The organism is Streptomyces sp. NPDC032091 (assembly GCF_055580265.1).
In genome coordinates this window covers 127,643-142,280 of the sequence record NZ_JBVILR010000013.1, presented here as the reverse complement: position 1 = coordinate 142,280, position 14,638 = coordinate 127,643, and the positions used below count along the sequence as shown (strand labels likewise).

Annotated in this window: 13 protein-coding genes; 5 read left to right on the top strand and 8 right to left on the bottom strand. The window is 73.7% G+C overall.

Annotated features, from left to right (window positions below; translation table 11 throughout):
* Window positions 1–25: 25 nt before the first annotated feature.
* Window positions 26–1,456 (top strand): 3-hydroxybutyrate oligomer hydrolase family protein, encoded by a 1,431-nt coding sequence (locus ACZ5NJ_RS21690; RefSeq protein WP_468766827.1) that lies wholly within the window; start codon window positions 26–28, stop codon window positions 1,454–1,456.
* On the opposite strand, the gene ACZ5NJ_RS21685 is transcribed toward ACZ5NJ_RS21690, so the two are convergent.
* The 4 genes from ACZ5NJ_RS21685 to ACZ5NJ_RS21670 all read right to left on the bottom strand — a co-directional run bounded on the left by ACZ5NJ_RS21685 (window position 1,409) and on the right by ACZ5NJ_RS21670 (window position 6,086).
* Entirely contained in the window at window positions 1,409–2,965 is a 1,557-nt protein-coding gene (locus ACZ5NJ_RS21685) for a serine/threonine-protein kinase (protein WP_468766721.1), read from the bottom strand. The two genes, ACZ5NJ_RS21690 and ACZ5NJ_RS21685, sit on opposite strands and share 48 nt — an antisense overlap.
* 226 nt (window positions 2,966–3,191) lie before the next feature.
* Window positions 3,192–3,932: a dienelactone hydrolase family protein gene (locus ACZ5NJ_RS21680; RefSeq protein WP_468766720.1), complete on the bottom strand. Its 741-nt coding sequence runs from the start codon at window positions 3,930–3,932 to the stop codon at window positions 3,192–3,194.
* 191 nt (window positions 3,933–4,123) lie between these two features.
* Entirely contained in the window at window positions 4,124–5,593 is a 1,470-nt protein-coding gene (locus tag ACZ5NJ_RS21675) for an aminotransferase class I/II-fold pyridoxal phosphate-dependent enzyme (RefSeq protein ID WP_468766719.1), read from the bottom strand.
* A 79-nt stretch (window positions 5,594–5,672) separates the two neighbouring features.
* Window positions 5,673–6,086: a CBS domain-containing protein gene (locus tag ACZ5NJ_RS21670; RefSeq protein ID WP_468766718.1), complete on the bottom strand. Its 414-nt coding sequence runs from the start codon at window positions 6,084–6,086 to the stop codon at window positions 5,673–5,675.
* Window positions 6,087–6,379: 293 nt separating this feature from the next.
* On the opposite strand from ACZ5NJ_RS21670, the gene ligD reads away from it, so the two are divergent.
* Window positions 6,380–7,315 carry a non-homologous end-joining DNA ligase gene (ligD, locus tag ACZ5NJ_RS21665; protein WP_468766717.1) on the top strand — a complete coding sequence of 312 codons (936 nt, stop codon included), beginning with the start codon at window positions 6,380–6,382 and terminating at the stop codon, window positions 7,313–7,315.
* Between the two features lie 49 nt (window positions 7,316–7,364).
* A complete protein-coding gene (locus ACZ5NJ_RS21660; protein WP_468766716.1) occupies window positions 7,365–8,339 on the top strand; it encodes an LLM class flavin-dependent oxidoreductase in 975 nt (324 codons plus the stop codon).
* A 40-nt stretch (window positions 8,340–8,379) separates the two neighbouring features.
* Here ACZ5NJ_RS21660 and ACZ5NJ_RS21655 read toward each other — a convergent pair whose 3' ends face one another.
* Window positions 8,380–9,150, bottom strand: a complete 771-nt coding sequence (locus ACZ5NJ_RS21655; RefSeq protein WP_468766715.1) for a CAP domain-containing protein — start codon at window positions 9,148–9,150, stop codon at window positions 8,380–8,382.
* Window positions 9,151–9,643: 493 nt separating this feature from the next.
* Between ACZ5NJ_RS21655 and ACZ5NJ_RS21650 the strand changes: the two genes are divergently transcribed.
* Window positions 9,644–9,940: a hypothetical protein gene (locus tag ACZ5NJ_RS21650; protein ID WP_468766714.1), complete on the top strand. Its 297-nt coding sequence runs from the start codon at window positions 9,644–9,646 to the stop codon at window positions 9,938–9,940.
* A gap of 105 nt (window positions 9,941–10,045) precedes the next feature.
* On the opposite strand, the gene ACZ5NJ_RS21645 is transcribed toward ACZ5NJ_RS21650, so the two are convergent.
* Window positions 10,046–11,107, bottom strand: coding sequence for an alkene reductase (locus ACZ5NJ_RS21645; protein WP_468766713.1), 1,062 nt, complete (start codon window positions 11,105–11,107; stop codon window positions 10,046–10,048).
* Window positions 11,108–11,224: 117 nt separating this feature from the next.
* Here ACZ5NJ_RS21645 and ACZ5NJ_RS21640 point away from each other — a divergent pair, with 117 nt between their 5' ends.
* Window positions 11,225–11,758 (top strand): MarR family winged helix-turn-helix transcriptional regulator, encoded by a 534-nt coding sequence (locus ACZ5NJ_RS21640; protein WP_468766712.1) that lies wholly within the window; start codon window positions 11,225–11,227, stop codon window positions 11,756–11,758.
* Window positions 11,759–11,769: 11 nt separating this feature from the next.
* Here the strand turns inward: ACZ5NJ_RS21640 and ACZ5NJ_RS21635 are convergent, their stop codons facing one another.
* Both ACZ5NJ_RS21635 and ACZ5NJ_RS21630 read right to left on the bottom strand, forming a co-directional pair.
* The gene (locus tag ACZ5NJ_RS21635) at window positions 11,770–13,569 is read right to left on the bottom strand and encodes an ABC transporter permease/substrate binding protein (RefSeq protein WP_468766711.1); all 1,800 of its coding nucleotides are present in this window, start codon (window positions 13,567–13,569) and stop codon (window positions 11,770–11,772) included.
* Window positions 13,569–14,630: a quaternary amine ABC transporter ATP-binding protein gene (locus ACZ5NJ_RS21630; RefSeq protein WP_468766710.1), complete on the bottom strand. Its 1,062-nt coding sequence runs from the start codon at window positions 14,628–14,630 to the stop codon at window positions 13,569–13,571. The genes ACZ5NJ_RS21635 and ACZ5NJ_RS21630 overlap by 1 nt, the downstream gene beginning before the upstream one ends.
* Window positions 14,631–14,638: the final 8 nt, after the last annotated feature.

The following is a 14,638-nucleotide window of genomic DNA, read 5'->3' as shown; positions in this document are numbered from 1 at the left end:
GCCGATACGACGGCCGCGGCTCGGCATGCTGCGCGGCGCCGCCGCCGCGGCGGCCACGCTCGTCGCCCTCGCCGCGGCGCCCGCCGCCGCCGAGCACCACGGCGGACCGGTCACGGCGGACGGACACTGTGCCGGCCTGTCACGGCTGAGGGTGCCCGGGGCCGAACTCCACGTCCGTTCCTGCCTGGACGAGCTGACGACCGCCGGGACCGTGGCGTCGGGGCACACGGACCAGGCCGACTGGGCCGGTCTGACTCCGGCCGCGCTGAGCGTGCCGAGCGGTGTCCCGGGGATCCAGATCGACGGCTACTTCCCGGACTCCTCGACCGGCAACGCCCACCACGGCTGGAACCACGACTCGCAGTTCGTGATCCGCCTGCCGGACCACTGGAACGGCGGCCTGGTCGTCACCGGTTCCCCGGGCGTGCGCGCGCAGTACGCCAACGACCGGGCCATCGGCGACTGGGTCCTGGCCCGCGGTTACGCCTTCGCCGCCACCGACAAGGGCAACACGGGCACCGCCTTCCACCGCGACGGACGGGCGCCCGGGGACGCCATCGCCGAGTGGAACGCGCGGGTCACCCAGCTGAGCCGCGCGGCCCGTGCCGTCGTCGCCCAGCGCTACCTGCGGCCGCCGTCCCGCACCCTGGCCACCGGGATGTCCAACGGCGGCTACCTGGTGCGCTGGCAGCTGGAGAACCATCCCGAGCTGTACGACGGCGGCGTGGACTGGGAAGGCACCCTCTGGCGGGAGCAGGGGCCGAACCTGCTCACCTTCCTGCCGCCGGCCCTCGCCGCCTACCCCCGCTACGCCGCGGGGGGCGCGGGCGCGGACCAGGCCCGTCAGGAGATGATCGCGGCCGGGTACCCGGCCGGCTCCGAGTTCCTGTGGCCCTTCCACCACCGGTACTACTGGGACCTGACGCAGCGCATCTACCGCGAAGAGCTGGACCCCGGATACGACGGCGCGCAGGAGGCGGGAACCCCGTTCTGCACGCCGGGCACCCCCGCCTGCGACGCGGACTACGACTACGGCGCGCGGCCGCGCGGCGTCCACGACGCCGTGGCGAAGATCGCGCTGACGGGCCGGATCGGCAAGCCCCTCATCACGCTCCACGGCACGCTGGACGTCCTGCTGCCCATCAGCCAGGACTCGGACGTCTACGCGCGCATGGTCGCCGACGCGGGCCGCGGCCGCCTCCTGCGCTACTACCGGGTCGAGGGAGGAACGCACGTGGACTCGCTGTCCGACGTCTTCCCCGACAGGCTCCGTCCCCTGACTCCCTGCCACCGCTCCGCCCTGACCGCCCTGGAGGCCTGGCTCGGGCGCGGGGTGCCGCCGCCGGCCAGCCGTACGCTGCCGTTCCCCGCCCCCGGGCAGGACCCGCTCACGAGCTGCCCGCTCGGTTCAGGCCCTGACGATCCGGAGCACCGATCCGATCAGCAGCACGGGTGAGGCCACCGCCCCGACGAGGATTACCGGCACGGCCACCCACAGGAGGGGATGGCCGCCGGCCTCGTAGGGCATGTCCTCCTCCACGATCATGAACCAGGTCAGGTGCAGGGCCGTGCCCGCGACCAGGGCGATCCAGTACAGGCCGATCCCCGCCGACCACAGCCGGACCCTGCCGGGCGGCACCGTCAGCAGCCGTTTGCGGTAGACGTGGAGCCAGACCATCGCGGCGAAGAGGAGGAGCGCCACGGGGAAGCGCCACCAGTCGTCGTTCACGGCCCAGTGGTGCGCGGCGCTCTCCCGCTCCGACTCGGACGGGTACCGGGCCGCGCGGTCCAGCAGGTCGAACCCTCCGATGAGGAGGGTGAGGACCGGGAGCAGGAAGAACAGGCCGTAGAGGGGCCGGCCGAGCCCCGTGGTCAGGGCGTTGACGGCGTCCGCCCGCCGGGAGGCCGAGGCCTCGGGCGACGACGCGGCACGGGCGCGGCCCGGGACGGCCGGGGCCCGGCCGGGAAGGACCGCCGTGGGCGAGGGGGCGGGCGCGGCGGCTGCGGCGGGCGCGGTGGGCGAGGTGGTGGTCGGTGCGTCCGGTCCGGGTGCCTGCTGCCCTGCGGGGTGCCGCTCCGGCTCCTCCGCCTCCGCGTTGAGCAGTCCCTCCGCCTTCTGCGCGATGGCGGCGACCACCGGCGCCGGAAGCCAGGGACCCGTGCCCGCCCGCTCCGCGGTCGCGGCGGCGAGCTCCGTGACCGTCGGGCGGTCCTCGGGCCGCTTGGCCAGGCAGTGCCGGGTCAGTTCCCCGAAGCGGCCCCCGAGCCCGTCGAGGTCCGGTTCGTGGTGCACGAGCCGGTACAGCAGTTCGGCCACCGATCCGCCGCCGAACGGGCCGCGGCCGGTCGCCGCGAAGGCCAGTACCGCTCCCAGGGCGAACACGTCCGCCGCCGGGCCGACGGTCCGGCCCTCCGCCTGCTCCGGTGACATGTAGCCGGGCGAGCCCACCACCAGGCCGGTGCCGGTCAGCGCCGTCTCGTCGGCGGAGCGGGCGATGCCGAAGTCGATGAGCAGGGGCCCCGACGGGGAGAGCAGCACGTTGGACGGTTTGACGTCCCGGTGCACCAGGCCCGCCCCGTGCACCCCCGTCAGGGCGGTCGCGAGCCCCGAGAGGAGCCGCCACAGGGTCTCCTGGGGCAGCGGCCCGTGGCCGATGACGGCGTCGGAGAGCGCGGGTCCCGGTACGTACGCCGTGGCGAGCCAGGGCACCTCGGCGTCCGGGTCGGCGTCCAGGACGGGAACCGTTCCGGCGCCGCGGAGCGACTGGGCGGCCCTGACCTCGCGGGCGAAGCGCCGGCGGAAGTCCGGATCGCCGGCGATCGTCCCGTGCACCACCTTGAGGGCGACCGTCCGGCCGCCCGGCGACCGGCCGAGGTAGACGCGGCCCATGCCGCCCTCCCCGAGCCGGTACAGCAGCCGGTACGCGCCCACCCGGCGCGGATCGGTCGCGGTCAACGGCTGCATGCCACACCCCCGTGAGACGCCCTGCCCCTGGCCGCCCGCGTGAACACCCGTCACGTGAGCGTGAGCCAGCATGGCACAGCGGCCCCGCCCCCGGGGCGGGAGCGCGTGAAGCGTCTCCCCCCAGGGGGCGGGGTACCCATTCCGGGTGGTGGCCGGCTTCACCACGAAGGCGGGGACGACGGCTGCGGCCCCGGTGGTCAGGCCCGCCGACAGCGACGGGCCGGCGTCACTTCAGGTGCCGGGCGAAGAAGCGGGCCGCGTCGTCCGCCGCGAACTGCGGGACGCCGGTGTGCCCGCCCATGTTGGCGTGGAGGGACTTCTCCTCGGAGCCGAAGGCGTCGAACAGGTCCAGGGCCGCCTGCCGCTCGTTGCCCTCGTCGTCCCATTGCAGCAGGACGTGGAGCGGGATGGTGACCCGCCGGGCCTCTTCGAACACGGCGCGGGGCACGAAGCTCCCGGCGAAGAGCCCGGCCGCGGCGATGCGCGGTTCGACGACCGCGAGGCGGACACCGATGGAGATCACTCCGCCCGAGTAGCCGACCGGGCCGCCGATCCCGGGGAGTTCCAGGAGGGCGTCCAGGGCGGTCCGCCATTCCGGGACGGCCCGGTCGACGAGCGGCAGGACGAGGGCGTCGACGATCTCGTCGCCGACCGGCCCGCCGGCCGCCACGGCCCGGCGCAGGTCCGCGCGGGCCTGCTCGATGGCGGGCCAACGGGGCCGGTCGCCGCTGCCGGGCAGCTCGATGGTGGCGGCGGCGAAGCCGTCGGAGGCGGCGCGGCGGGCCCGGGCGGCAAGCCGGGGGTACATCCGGTCCAGTCCGAGCGGGGGGTGGCCGAGCAGGATCAGCGGCACCGGCGCCGAGGCGGACGCGGATGCCGGCGTCCAGAGGATGCCGGGGATGTCGCCGAGGGTGAAGGTGCGCTCGAGGACGTCGTCGTCGAGGCGTCGTTCGGAGGTGAAGTGCACGGTCGTGCCTTTCGGGAGCGTCAGGAACGGCGCTCCCGGACGATCCTTCGCCCGACCGTGACCCCGGAGGAGAGCACCCATGTCGATACTGCGTTCACGGGTACCACCTCCTCGTTTTCTTCCACGGCCTGGCGGAAAGATAGCAGCGGTCGCGGAGGCCCATCAAACGGTTTCCCGTGCGGGCAGCAGCGTCAGGCTTCCTCGTGCAGGACCCTGACGCTCTTCGCCTCGGTGTCCACGGCATCGGGCACGACCATGCCGGCCTCGACGCCGGTGCGCAGGTAGCGCAGGACGTCGGAGGTCAGGCGTTCCCCGGGGAGCGCGGCGGGGATGCCGGGCGGGTAGGGGGTGAGCATCTCGGCGGCGATGCGGCCCGCGGCCCGGTCCCAGGGCACTTGCTCGGTCCGGCCGAAGAACGCGTCCCGGGGCAGCACCGCCTGCTCCAGGCGGAGTTCGGACGGCGAGGGGATGGACACGGGCTGGCCGGTGCGCAGTCGGGGCGCGTGGGCGGCGAGGTCGGAGAGGGCGGTGATCAGGGTGTCGGCGGTGCTCTCGTCGTCGGCGTGGCTGAACTGGGCGCTGATGCGGCGGTGGTCGGAGACGTGGAGGTTGATGCGGTGGTTGCGGCGCAGCCAGTCCGCGGCGCGGTATCCGGTGACCTGCCAGGCGCTGATGTCGATGATGATCTGGAGGGGGTCCAGGTCGGAGGCCTTGCCGGGGCCGCAGAAGTCGGCGCGGTCGTGGACGTGCATGCCGTCGATGCGGGAGATCCGGTCGCGGACCCGGCCGCTGAGGGCGAGGGCGTCGTCGTAGAGGGCCTTGCCGTGTTCGACCATCTGGCGCCGCCAGCCGTCGAGGGCCGCGTACACCAGGACGGAGGGGCTGGTCGTACCGAGCAGGTCCTCGCGGCTCTTGAGGACCTCGGGGGCCACCAGGTCGCCCTGGAGGTGGAACACCGAGCTCTGTTCGAGTCCGGAGCCCATCTTGTGCACGGAGGTGACGCACACATCGGCGCCGGCGTCCATCGCCCAGGTGGGCAGGTCGGGGTGGAAGGGCAGGTGGGCGCCCCACGCCTCGTCGACGATGAGGGGGACGCGGCGGCGGTGGCAGACCTCGGCGATGGCGGCCAGGTCGGAGCAGGTCCCGTACGGGGTGGGGGTCGTGACGAGCGCACCGCGTGCGTCGGGGTGCGCGGCCAGTGCTTCCTCGAAGGCCTCGGGGGACGGCGGGTGGGCCAGGTGGCGTTCGGCGTCCCACTGCGGGTCGACCCAGACGGGGCGGATTCCGGACAGGATCAGCCCGGCGACCACCGACTTGTGCGCGTCGCGTCCGACCACGAGCTTCTCGTGGGGGCCGGCGACCGACAGCATGGCGGACTTCACGGACAGCGAGCTGCCGCAGGTGGAGAAGAAGGCGTGGTCGGCGCCGACAGCCTCGGCCATGAGGGCCTGGGCCTCCTCGATGATCCCGTGGGAGGAGGTGCGGTCGTCCAGACCGCTGGTGGCCAGGATGTCCGAGTGGAACACGGCGTCGCCGAGGACGGCGCGGACGCGGGGGTCCGCGCCCCGCCCCTGCTTGTGTCCCGGCGGGGTGAACGGCGTCTGGCCGGTGGCGTGGTAGGCGGCCAGAGCGTCGAGTACGGGCGTCTTCGACTGATCCATACTGCGCGCCTGCCCACGGCCGGGGTCCGGAAACGCTCCGTCCCCCGGCCGCCGGCGACGCCGCGGCCGGCCGCGGGCGTCAGCTGGAGAGGGCTTCGAGGAGCTCGCCGACCTGCGGGTCGGGCAGGGCGCGGGCGACGTCGGCCTGGGCCACGACGCCGACGAGGGTGTGGCCGTCGATGACGGGCAGGCGGCGGACCTTGTGCTCGGCCATGGTCCGCAGGATCTCCGCGGCGTCGTCGTCGGCGCCGATGGTGACCGCTTCGCCCTGGGCGAACTCGCCGGCCGTGCACGTGGAGGGGTCCTTGCCCACGCCGAGGACCTTCACGACGATGTCGCGGTCGGTGAGCATGCCCTTCAGGAGCTGGTCGCTGCCGCAGATCGGCAGTGCGCCCACCCCGAGGTCGGTCATCTTCTTCGCCGCGTCCAGGATGCTCTCGTTGGCACCGACGCAGGTGGCGTCGGGCGTCATGATCTCGCGTGCGGTGGTCACGGTGTTTCTCCCGAGATTCGGTCGGCCACGCGGCCGGTCCCGGCGGCCTGGTACGGCGCGCCTGCCCTCTACCGGAGCGCCCAAGCGGCCCGCGACCGGCTCATTTGGCCCGATGCCCGCTCCTGCCCACGCGTGCGGCGCGGATGGAGGGCGGCGCAGCCGGGTAGCCGCGTCGGTGGGGGTGGGTCCGTCAACCGCGCGGTGGGGGCGGGCCGTCGCCCCCGCCACGTGGGGCCGCGCGCGGACGGGCCGGCGCGCGACGCGGTCCCGGAGCGGCCGGCCGGGAGGACCCTGTGACGCCGAAGAAGCAGCCCGCCGTGCCGGCGGAGCGCGTGCGGGCCGGACGCCGCGTCGTCGGCATCGGCCGCCCGGACAAGGTGCTCTTCCCCGGTGACGGGATCACCAAGGCCGATCTGGCCCACTACTACCGCACGGTCGCCGGGCGGATGCTGCCCCACCTGCGCGGACGGCCCCTCATGCTGGAGCGGCATCCCGACGGGACCGGCGGGCCGGCGTTCATGCAGAAGGACGTCCCCGAACACTTCCCGGACTGGATCCACCGTGCCGAGCTTCCCAAGGAGGACGGCACCGTCACCTACGCGGTCTGCGACGACACCGCCACCCTCCTCTACCTGGCCGACCAGGCGTGCACCACCCCGCACCGCTTCCTGTCCAGGGCCGACCGGCCCCGCCATCCGGACAGGCTGGTGTTCGACCTCGATCCGGCGGGCGAGGACTTCGCGCCGGTACGGGACGCCGCGCGCGGCCTCCACCGGCTCCTGGACGAGCTGGAACTGCCGTCCTCGCTCATGGCCACCGGCTCCCGGGGGCTCCACGTCGTGGTCGCCCTCGACCGCCGCTCGCCCTTCGACGACGTACGCGCCTTCGCGCGCGGTGTCGCCGACGTCCTGACCGCCCGCCACCCCGACCGGTTCACCACCGAGCCCCGCAAGCAGGCCCGACGCGGCCGCCTGTACCTCGACGTCCAGCGCAACGCCTACGCCCAGACCGCCGTCGCCCCCTACGCCGTCCGCGCCCTCCCGGGCGCCCCCGTCGCGGCCCCGCTGGCCTGGGGCGATCTGGATGATCCGGGGCTCTCGTCCCGCCGCTGGACCCTCGCCACGGTCGACGGCCTGCTGGCGCGGGACCCCTGGCGGGACCCGCCTCGCCCCCGCTCCCTGCGCAAGGCCCGCGGCCTGCTCACCGCGCTGACCCGTGAAGTGGCGTGAAAAGGATCACCGTGGGCCTCGTCGGCCGCATGATCCCTATGCTGGCGGGATGGTCGACATACCTCTTTCCGCACTCGAAGTCGCAATGGTCCAGGACGGCACCCGTGCCCTGGACACCCTGCGGGACACCGCGGCCTTCGCCCAGGAGATGGAGCGGCTGGGGTACCACCGGGTCTGGTACGCCGAGCACCACCACTCCCCCGCCATCGGCGCCTTCCCGCCGGTGGTGCTCAGCGCGCACGCCGCCGCCTCCACCTCGGCCGTCCGTCTGGGTTCGGGCGGGGTGCTGGCGCCCAACCACGCGCCGATCTCCCTGGCGGAGCAGTTCGGAACGCTCGCCGCCCTGCACCCGGACCGCATCGACCTGGGGATCGGCCGCGGGCCCGGGACCTTCGACGAGGGCACCGCGCGGGCCCTGCGCCGCGGAGCCGGACCGACGACCGACGCGGAGTACCACGACGACGTGGCCGCCATCCTGTCCTTCCTGGTCGACGAGGTCGCGCTCGGCCCGCTCCCGCAGCCGTGGCTGCTGGCCTCCAGCACCGCCGGGGCGGGCCTCGCGGCGGAACTCGGCCTGCCGGTCGCCGTCGCGCACCACATCCGGCCCGAGAACACCCGTGCGGTCCTGGACCGTTACCGGGCGGACTTCACCCCGTCGCGGTGGTGCGGGCAGCCGCGGGTGCTGCTGTGCGTGGAGGCGGTGTGCGCGGAGACGGAAGAGGAGGCCCGGCGGCTCATCGGGCCGATGGACGTCGTCAAGGCCGGGCTCCTCAAGGGGATCGGCGACTTCCCCTTCCCGACGCCCGAGGAGGCGGCCGTCCATCCGTTCACGGAGCCGGAGCGGCAGGCCCTGGCCGGCTTCCGCGCGCAGCAGGCGGTCGGGACGCCCGAGACCGTCGTACGCCGGCTCGGTGAACTGGCCCGGGAGACGGGGGCGGACGAGCTGATGCTGACCACCCCCGTCTACGGGTTCCGCGACCGCGTGCGGTCGTACGAGCTGATCCGGAAGGACTGGGGGGCGTAGCGGGACCGGCGTCCCGCCCCGGGCCCCGGGGTCCGTCGGGTCAGCGCGTCGCGCCGAAGTCCTGCGTCCAGTACTGGCCCGGCTGGGCCAGGCCGATGCCGATCTCCCGGTAGGAGCAGTCGAGGATGTTCCGCCGGTGGCCGGGGCTGTTCATCCAGCCGTCCATGACCTGTTCGGGTGTGCTGTAGCCGTAGGCGACGTTCTCGCCGTACGTCTGCCACGCGTAGCCCGCACGGGTGATGCGCGCGCCCGGGTCGGAGCCGTCGGAGCCGGTGTGGGACATCGTGGCGTGGGCGGCCATGTCCGCGCTGTGGTCCTGGGCGGCCTGCGTGAGCCGCGCGTTGACGGTGAGCGCGGGGCAGCCGGCGGCGGCGCGCTCCTGGTTGACCAGGGCGAGGACCTTGGCCTGCGCGTCGGCCGGCGCTCCGGCGGTCTGCGGGGCCGGGGCATCGGCGGCGGGGCCGTCCGACGGCTCGGCCGAGGGGGGCGCCGCCGGCCGGGGGGCCGGGGCGGGCGGGGCGGCGTGGGCGGCCCGCCCGGCCGGCTGCTCGGCGACGGGCTCTGCGGGGGCCGGCGGGGGCACGGCCTCGGGGAGCTCGGGGGCGGGGTCGGTCCCGACCGGGATCTGTGCCTGCGGCGGGGCCTGCCGGCCGGCGGGGGAAGGGGCCTGCCATGCCGAGGCCGTGTGCGCGGGGCCGGTGTCCTGGGGGTCCAGGCAGGCCATGGCGGCGGTGGGGACGCCCACGACGGCCAGCGCGCCGAGGGCGACGGCTATCTTCCGGTAGTGCGTCTTCTTACGGTGCTTCCTCATGCGTGACCTCACTCGGTGATCGCGAGCTCCCGGCGCCGGGACGGCAGGGGCGCCGCAGGAGCCGCCATTCTGAGAAGCCCCGCCGAGGGATGGCAAGCCGGGGCGCGGCCGGCCGCCGGGGGTGGCCGGGGTGCGGCTTGAAAGGACCGGAGAATCGTGCATGGCGCCGTTCGGACGCATCCGGGCGAACCTGACGCACCGCCGGAACCGACTCCCGGCAGCCCTGTTGGGGCGAGCAGGCTAAAGTCGACAATTCCGTTTCCGGTGGAGTGCGATATGTCCGTGGCAAACGCAGAAAAATGCCGACATACGGCCGCCTGGATGACCTCCGGACGCCTACGGAGCCCCCGCAGGCGCTGTGTCTCATGTCACGGAACCAAGGGAGGGCCGGTGGCGTGACAGGGCGGCGGCTTCGGATGTTTCTTCCGATATTCGGCATAAGTATGTGTTAAGGATAGGCGGGAAAGATCACCGAAATAGGAGGTATGTGACCATGCGCACGACTCTTCTCCGCGTGACGACCGCCCTCGGCACCGCGGCGGTGCTGGCCCTGTGCGGCGCCGGCGTGGCCGGTGCGGACGGCGTGGGCAGCGCGGGTATCGGGAACTCCGGAGTCGGGGACGCCGGCATCGCCAACTCGGGGGTCGGGGACGCCGGCATCGCCAACTCGGGCGTCGGGAACGCCGGCATCGCCAACTGGGGCGTAGGCAACGCGGGCCTCGGCAACACCGGCCTCGGCACCCACGGCATCGGCAACTCGGGCGTCGGCACCGCCGGTATCGGCAACTGAGCCGGGCCCACCGGCCCCGCACCCCGAGTGACACGACGCGCCCGGCCCCCACGCCGGGCGCGTCGCCCGGGTGAGCGGGCCGGGGGCCGGGGGCTGGGTGGCGTCCTACAGCGTCGGGTAGTCGGTGTAACCGCGGGCGTCGCCGCCGTAGAACGTGGAGGCGTCCGGGGTGTTGTACGGGCCCTCGGCACGCAGCCGGGCCGGCAGGTCGGGGTTGGCGATGAAGAGGCCGCCGAAGGCGATGACGTCGGCGACGCCCTGGTCGATCAGGGCGAGGGCGCGGTGGTCGGTGGGCCCTTCGGTGGCCGGGTTGAGGACCAACCGGCCGGAGAACTGCTCGCGCAGGGCGAGGGTGGTCTCCCGGGTGCCGGCGGGCTCCATGATGTGCAGGTAGGCCAGGCCCAGCTGGTCGAGGTGCTTGACCAGCGCCTCGTACGTCGGCCGCGGGTCGGGCTCGTCGATGTCGTTGAACGGGTTCCCGGGCGAGATGCGCAGGGCCGTGCGGTCGGCGCCGATCTCGGCGGCCACGGCCTTGACGACCTCGACGGCGAAGCGGACGCGGTTCTCGACGGTGCCGCCCCATGCGTCGGTGCGCAGGTTGCTGCCCGGAGCCAGGAACTGGTGGATCAGATAGCCGTTGGCGCCGTGGAGTTCGACGCCGTCGAAGCCCGCCTCGACGGCGTTGCGGGCGGCCGTCGCGTAGTCGGCGACGGTCTCGCGGACCTCGGCGGCGGTCAGCTCGCGCGGGGTGACGAAGTCCTGGGGGCCCTCGGCGGTGAAGACCCGGCCCTTGGCGGCGACGGGAGAGGGACCGACCGGCACCAGGCCCTCGGGGAGCAGGGACGGGTGGCCGATCCGGCCGGTGTGCATGAGCTGCGCGAAGATCCGGCCGCCGGCGGCGTGCACCGCGTCGGTGACCCGGCGCCAGGCGGCGACCTGCTCGGCGCTGTGCAGGCCGGGGGTGAACGGGTACCCCTGGCCCACGGCCGAGGGCTGGATCCCCTCGGTGATGACGAGACCGGCCGAGGCGCGCTGGGCGTAGTACTCGGCCGTCAGCTCCGTCGGCAGTCCGCCGGCGGCGGCACGGCTGCGTGTCATCGGAGCCATGGCGATGCGGTTGGCGAGCCGGGTTCCGCCGACGCTGATGGGGTCGAAAGCGCTGGTCATGTCTGCCCTCACAGGATTAATTGGTCGGCCAATGATTGGCTTCGCAGCCACCGTACACCCATTCATTGGTCGACCAAGGTAAAATCTTCCCGGACGATCAGGCGGAGGAGCGGAACGATGACGACGCACATCGCGCAGGAGCGGGACGACACGGTGCCGCAGGGCTGTCCGGGGCCCCCGAGCGCGGTACTGGACGGGCCGGTCAGCCACGGACTGAGCCGGGTGGCCCGGCTGCACCGCATCGCCGCCGGGCGGCTGCTGCGGGATCTGGGCCTGCATCCGGGGCAGGAGTTCGTGATGATGCACCTGTGGGACAACGGGCCCGTGCGTCAGTCGGAACTGATCAAGAGCGTGGGTCTGGACCCCTCCACCGTGACGAAGATGCTCCAGCGCCTCGAACAGGCGGGGCACGTCCGCCGCGGCCCCGACCCGGCCGACCGCCGGGCCTCCCTCGTCGAGGCGACGGAGACCAGCCGCGGACTGCTCCAGCGGGTCCGGGAGGCCTGGGCCGAGCTGGAGCGCCAGACCCTGACCGGGCTCGACGACGCCGAGGGCGCGGAGCTGCTGCGGCTGCTGCGGAAGGTCGAGGGGGCGCTCTGCGCCCAGGCGGCCGCCGACCCGCAGTGCGGGGCGGCGGCCGGGGACGGCTGAGGGGCCGCGGGTCAGGTGAGGCGCACGGCGTCCGGGTTCTCCTTCAGCCAGGCGCGGACCGCCTGCTGCTCCTTGCCCTTGCCGGTCTGCTGGATCTTCGCCTCCAGCCCCGTCAGCTGCTCCTCGGTGAGCTTGAAGTCGCGCAGCCAGCGCGCCACCTCGGGCTCGTCCTGCGCGAACCCCTTGCGGGCCAGGGTGTGGATGCCGTCGCCCTTGCCCCAGGCGCCCCTCGGGTCCTGGAGCTTGGTCAGCTCGTAGGACGAGTACGCCCAGTGCGGGGACCACAGCACCACCGCGACGGGCTCCTTCTTGTCGTAGGCCCGCTTCAACTCGGCGAGCATGCCGGGTGTCGAGCCGTCGACGACCCGGTACTCGCCGTCCAGGCCGTACTCCTTGAGGACCTTGTCCTTGAGGATCGACATCTCGCCGGCGCTCGGCTCGATGCCGATGATCCTGCCCTTGAACCGGTCGGACTTGCCCTTGAGGTCGGCGAGGGAGCGCACGTCCTTGACGTACGAGGGGACGGAGAGCTCCAGCGAGGTCGGGCCGTACCAGGAGCCGAGGTCCTCCAGCCTGTCCCCGTACTTCTCCCAGTACTGGGCGTGGGTGACGGGCAGCCAGGAGTCGGTCTGGAAGTCGACGCCGCCGCCGGCGAGACCGGTGTAGAGCGCCCCGGCCTCCAGCTGGCGGGCGTCGACCTTGAAGCCGCGCCGTTCCAGGAGCTCCTTCCAGAGGAACGTGGAGGCGATGCCCTCGTCCCACGGGATGTACCCGAGGGAGACGGTGCGGCCCTTGCCGGTGTTCGCGGCGCCGGGCGTGCCGGCCTGCGCTTCGCCGGATCCGGCGAAGGTGTTCAGGGCGCCGGCGGCCAGGGCGAGGACGACGACTCCGGTGACGGCGTGGACGGGCCGGGGGCGGTGGCTCCAGAGCCGGGCCGCGAATCCGCCGGCGGCGGACCGGGCCCCGGCCAGGGCGCGCCGGCCGAGCGGGGACACGTGGCGGCCCAGGGCGCCGGTCATCCGGTCGAGGTACATGGCCAGGATCACGATGGAGACGCCGGCCTCGAAGCCGAGGCCGATGTCGACGTTGCCGATGGCGCGGTAGACGGCGCCGCCGAGCCCGCCGCCGCCGACCATGCCGGCGATGACGACCATGGACAGGCCGAGCATGATGACCTGGTTGACGCCGGCCATGATCGTGGGCAGGGCGAGGGGCAGCTGGAGGCGGAGCAGGATGTCGCGCGGGGCGGTGCCGAAGGCCTCGGCCGCCTCGACGAGTTCGCCGTCGACCTGGCGTATGCCGAGCTCGGTCATCCGTACACCGGGCGGCAGCGAGAAGATGATGGTGGCGATGATGCCGGGGACGACGCCCACGCCGAAGAAGATGATGCCGGGGATCAGGTAGACCATGGCCGGCATGGTCTGCATGAAGTCCAGGGCGGGGCGCAGGACCGCGCTGAGCCGGTCGGAGCGTGCGGCGAGGAGGCCGAGCGGGACGGCGATCGCCAGGGTGATGAGGGTCGCGACCAGGACCAGGGACAGCGTGGACATGGCCTCGGACCACAGGCCGAGGGAGTCGACGAGCGCGAGGCCCGCGAAGGCGAGCAGGCCGGCGAGCAGGCCGCGCAGCCACCAGGCGGCCACGGCCAGGATCCCGGCGAACAGCAGCGGGGCGGGGGCCGACAGTACCGCGTCGAGGCCGTCGTCGAGGGCGGTGACGAGGGAGCCGATGGCGTCGAAGAGCCAGGCGAGGTGGCGCTGGAGGAAGTCGACGCCGCCGTCGACCCAGGAGCCGAGGTGCAGGCGGGGCATCAGGCGGCCACCCCCGTGCAGCGCACCGGCGGGCGTTGCTCGTCGCCGATGAAGCCGACGAGGCGGCCCTGCGGCACGGAGCCGACGACGGCGCCGTCCGCTCCGGTGACGGCGACCGGGTGGGGGACGCGGACGCTGACGGCGCACACGTCGGCGAGCGGGGTGTCGGCGCTCACCGTGGGGCAGTCGCAGGGGTGGGCGCCGTCGGGGACGGGGGCCATGACGGCGTCGGCCGTCAGGACGCGAGAGCGGTCGACGTCCTGGATGAAGGAGGCGACGTAGTCGTCGGCGGGACGGGTGAGGATGTCCTCGGCGGTGCCCTGCTGGACGACGCGGCCGCCCCGCATCACGGCGATGCCGTCGCCGAGGCGCATGGCCTCGTTGAGGTCGTGCGTGATGAAGACGATGGTCTTCTTGAGGGTGCGCTGGAGTTCGAGGAGCTGGTCCTGCATGTCGCGGCGGATCAGCGGGTCGAGGGCGCTGAAGGACTCGTCCATGAGGAGGAGGTCGGCGTCGGTGGCCAGGGCGCGGGCCAGCCCCACGCGCTGCTGCATGCCGCCGGACAGCTCGTCGGGCCAGGACGTCTCCCAGCCGCCGAGCCCGCACAGCTCCAGGGCCTCCGCGGCCCGGCGCTCGCGCTCGGCCCGGGGGACGCCCTGGACCTCCAGTCCGTAGCCCGCGTTCTCCAGGACGTTGCGGTGCGGGAACAGTGCGAAGTGCTGGAAGACCATGCTGATCTTGGTGGAGCGGACGCGGCGCAGCTCGCGCGGGTCGAGGGCGGTGAGGTCCTCGCCGTCGAAGAGGACCCGCCCGGAGGTGGGGTCGAGGAGCCCGTTGAGCATGCGGAGCAGGGTGGACTTGCCGGATCCCGACAGGCCCATGACGACGAAGATCTGGCCCGGTTCCACCCGGAACGAGACATCGATCACAGCGGCCGTCGTACCGTCGGCGCGCAACGCCTCGCGGTCGGCGCCCTCCGCGAGCGCGCGGACCGCGGACGCCGCGTCGTCGGGGGTCCTTCCGAACACCTTGTACACGTGCTCGGCCTGGAGCGTGGACACATACACCT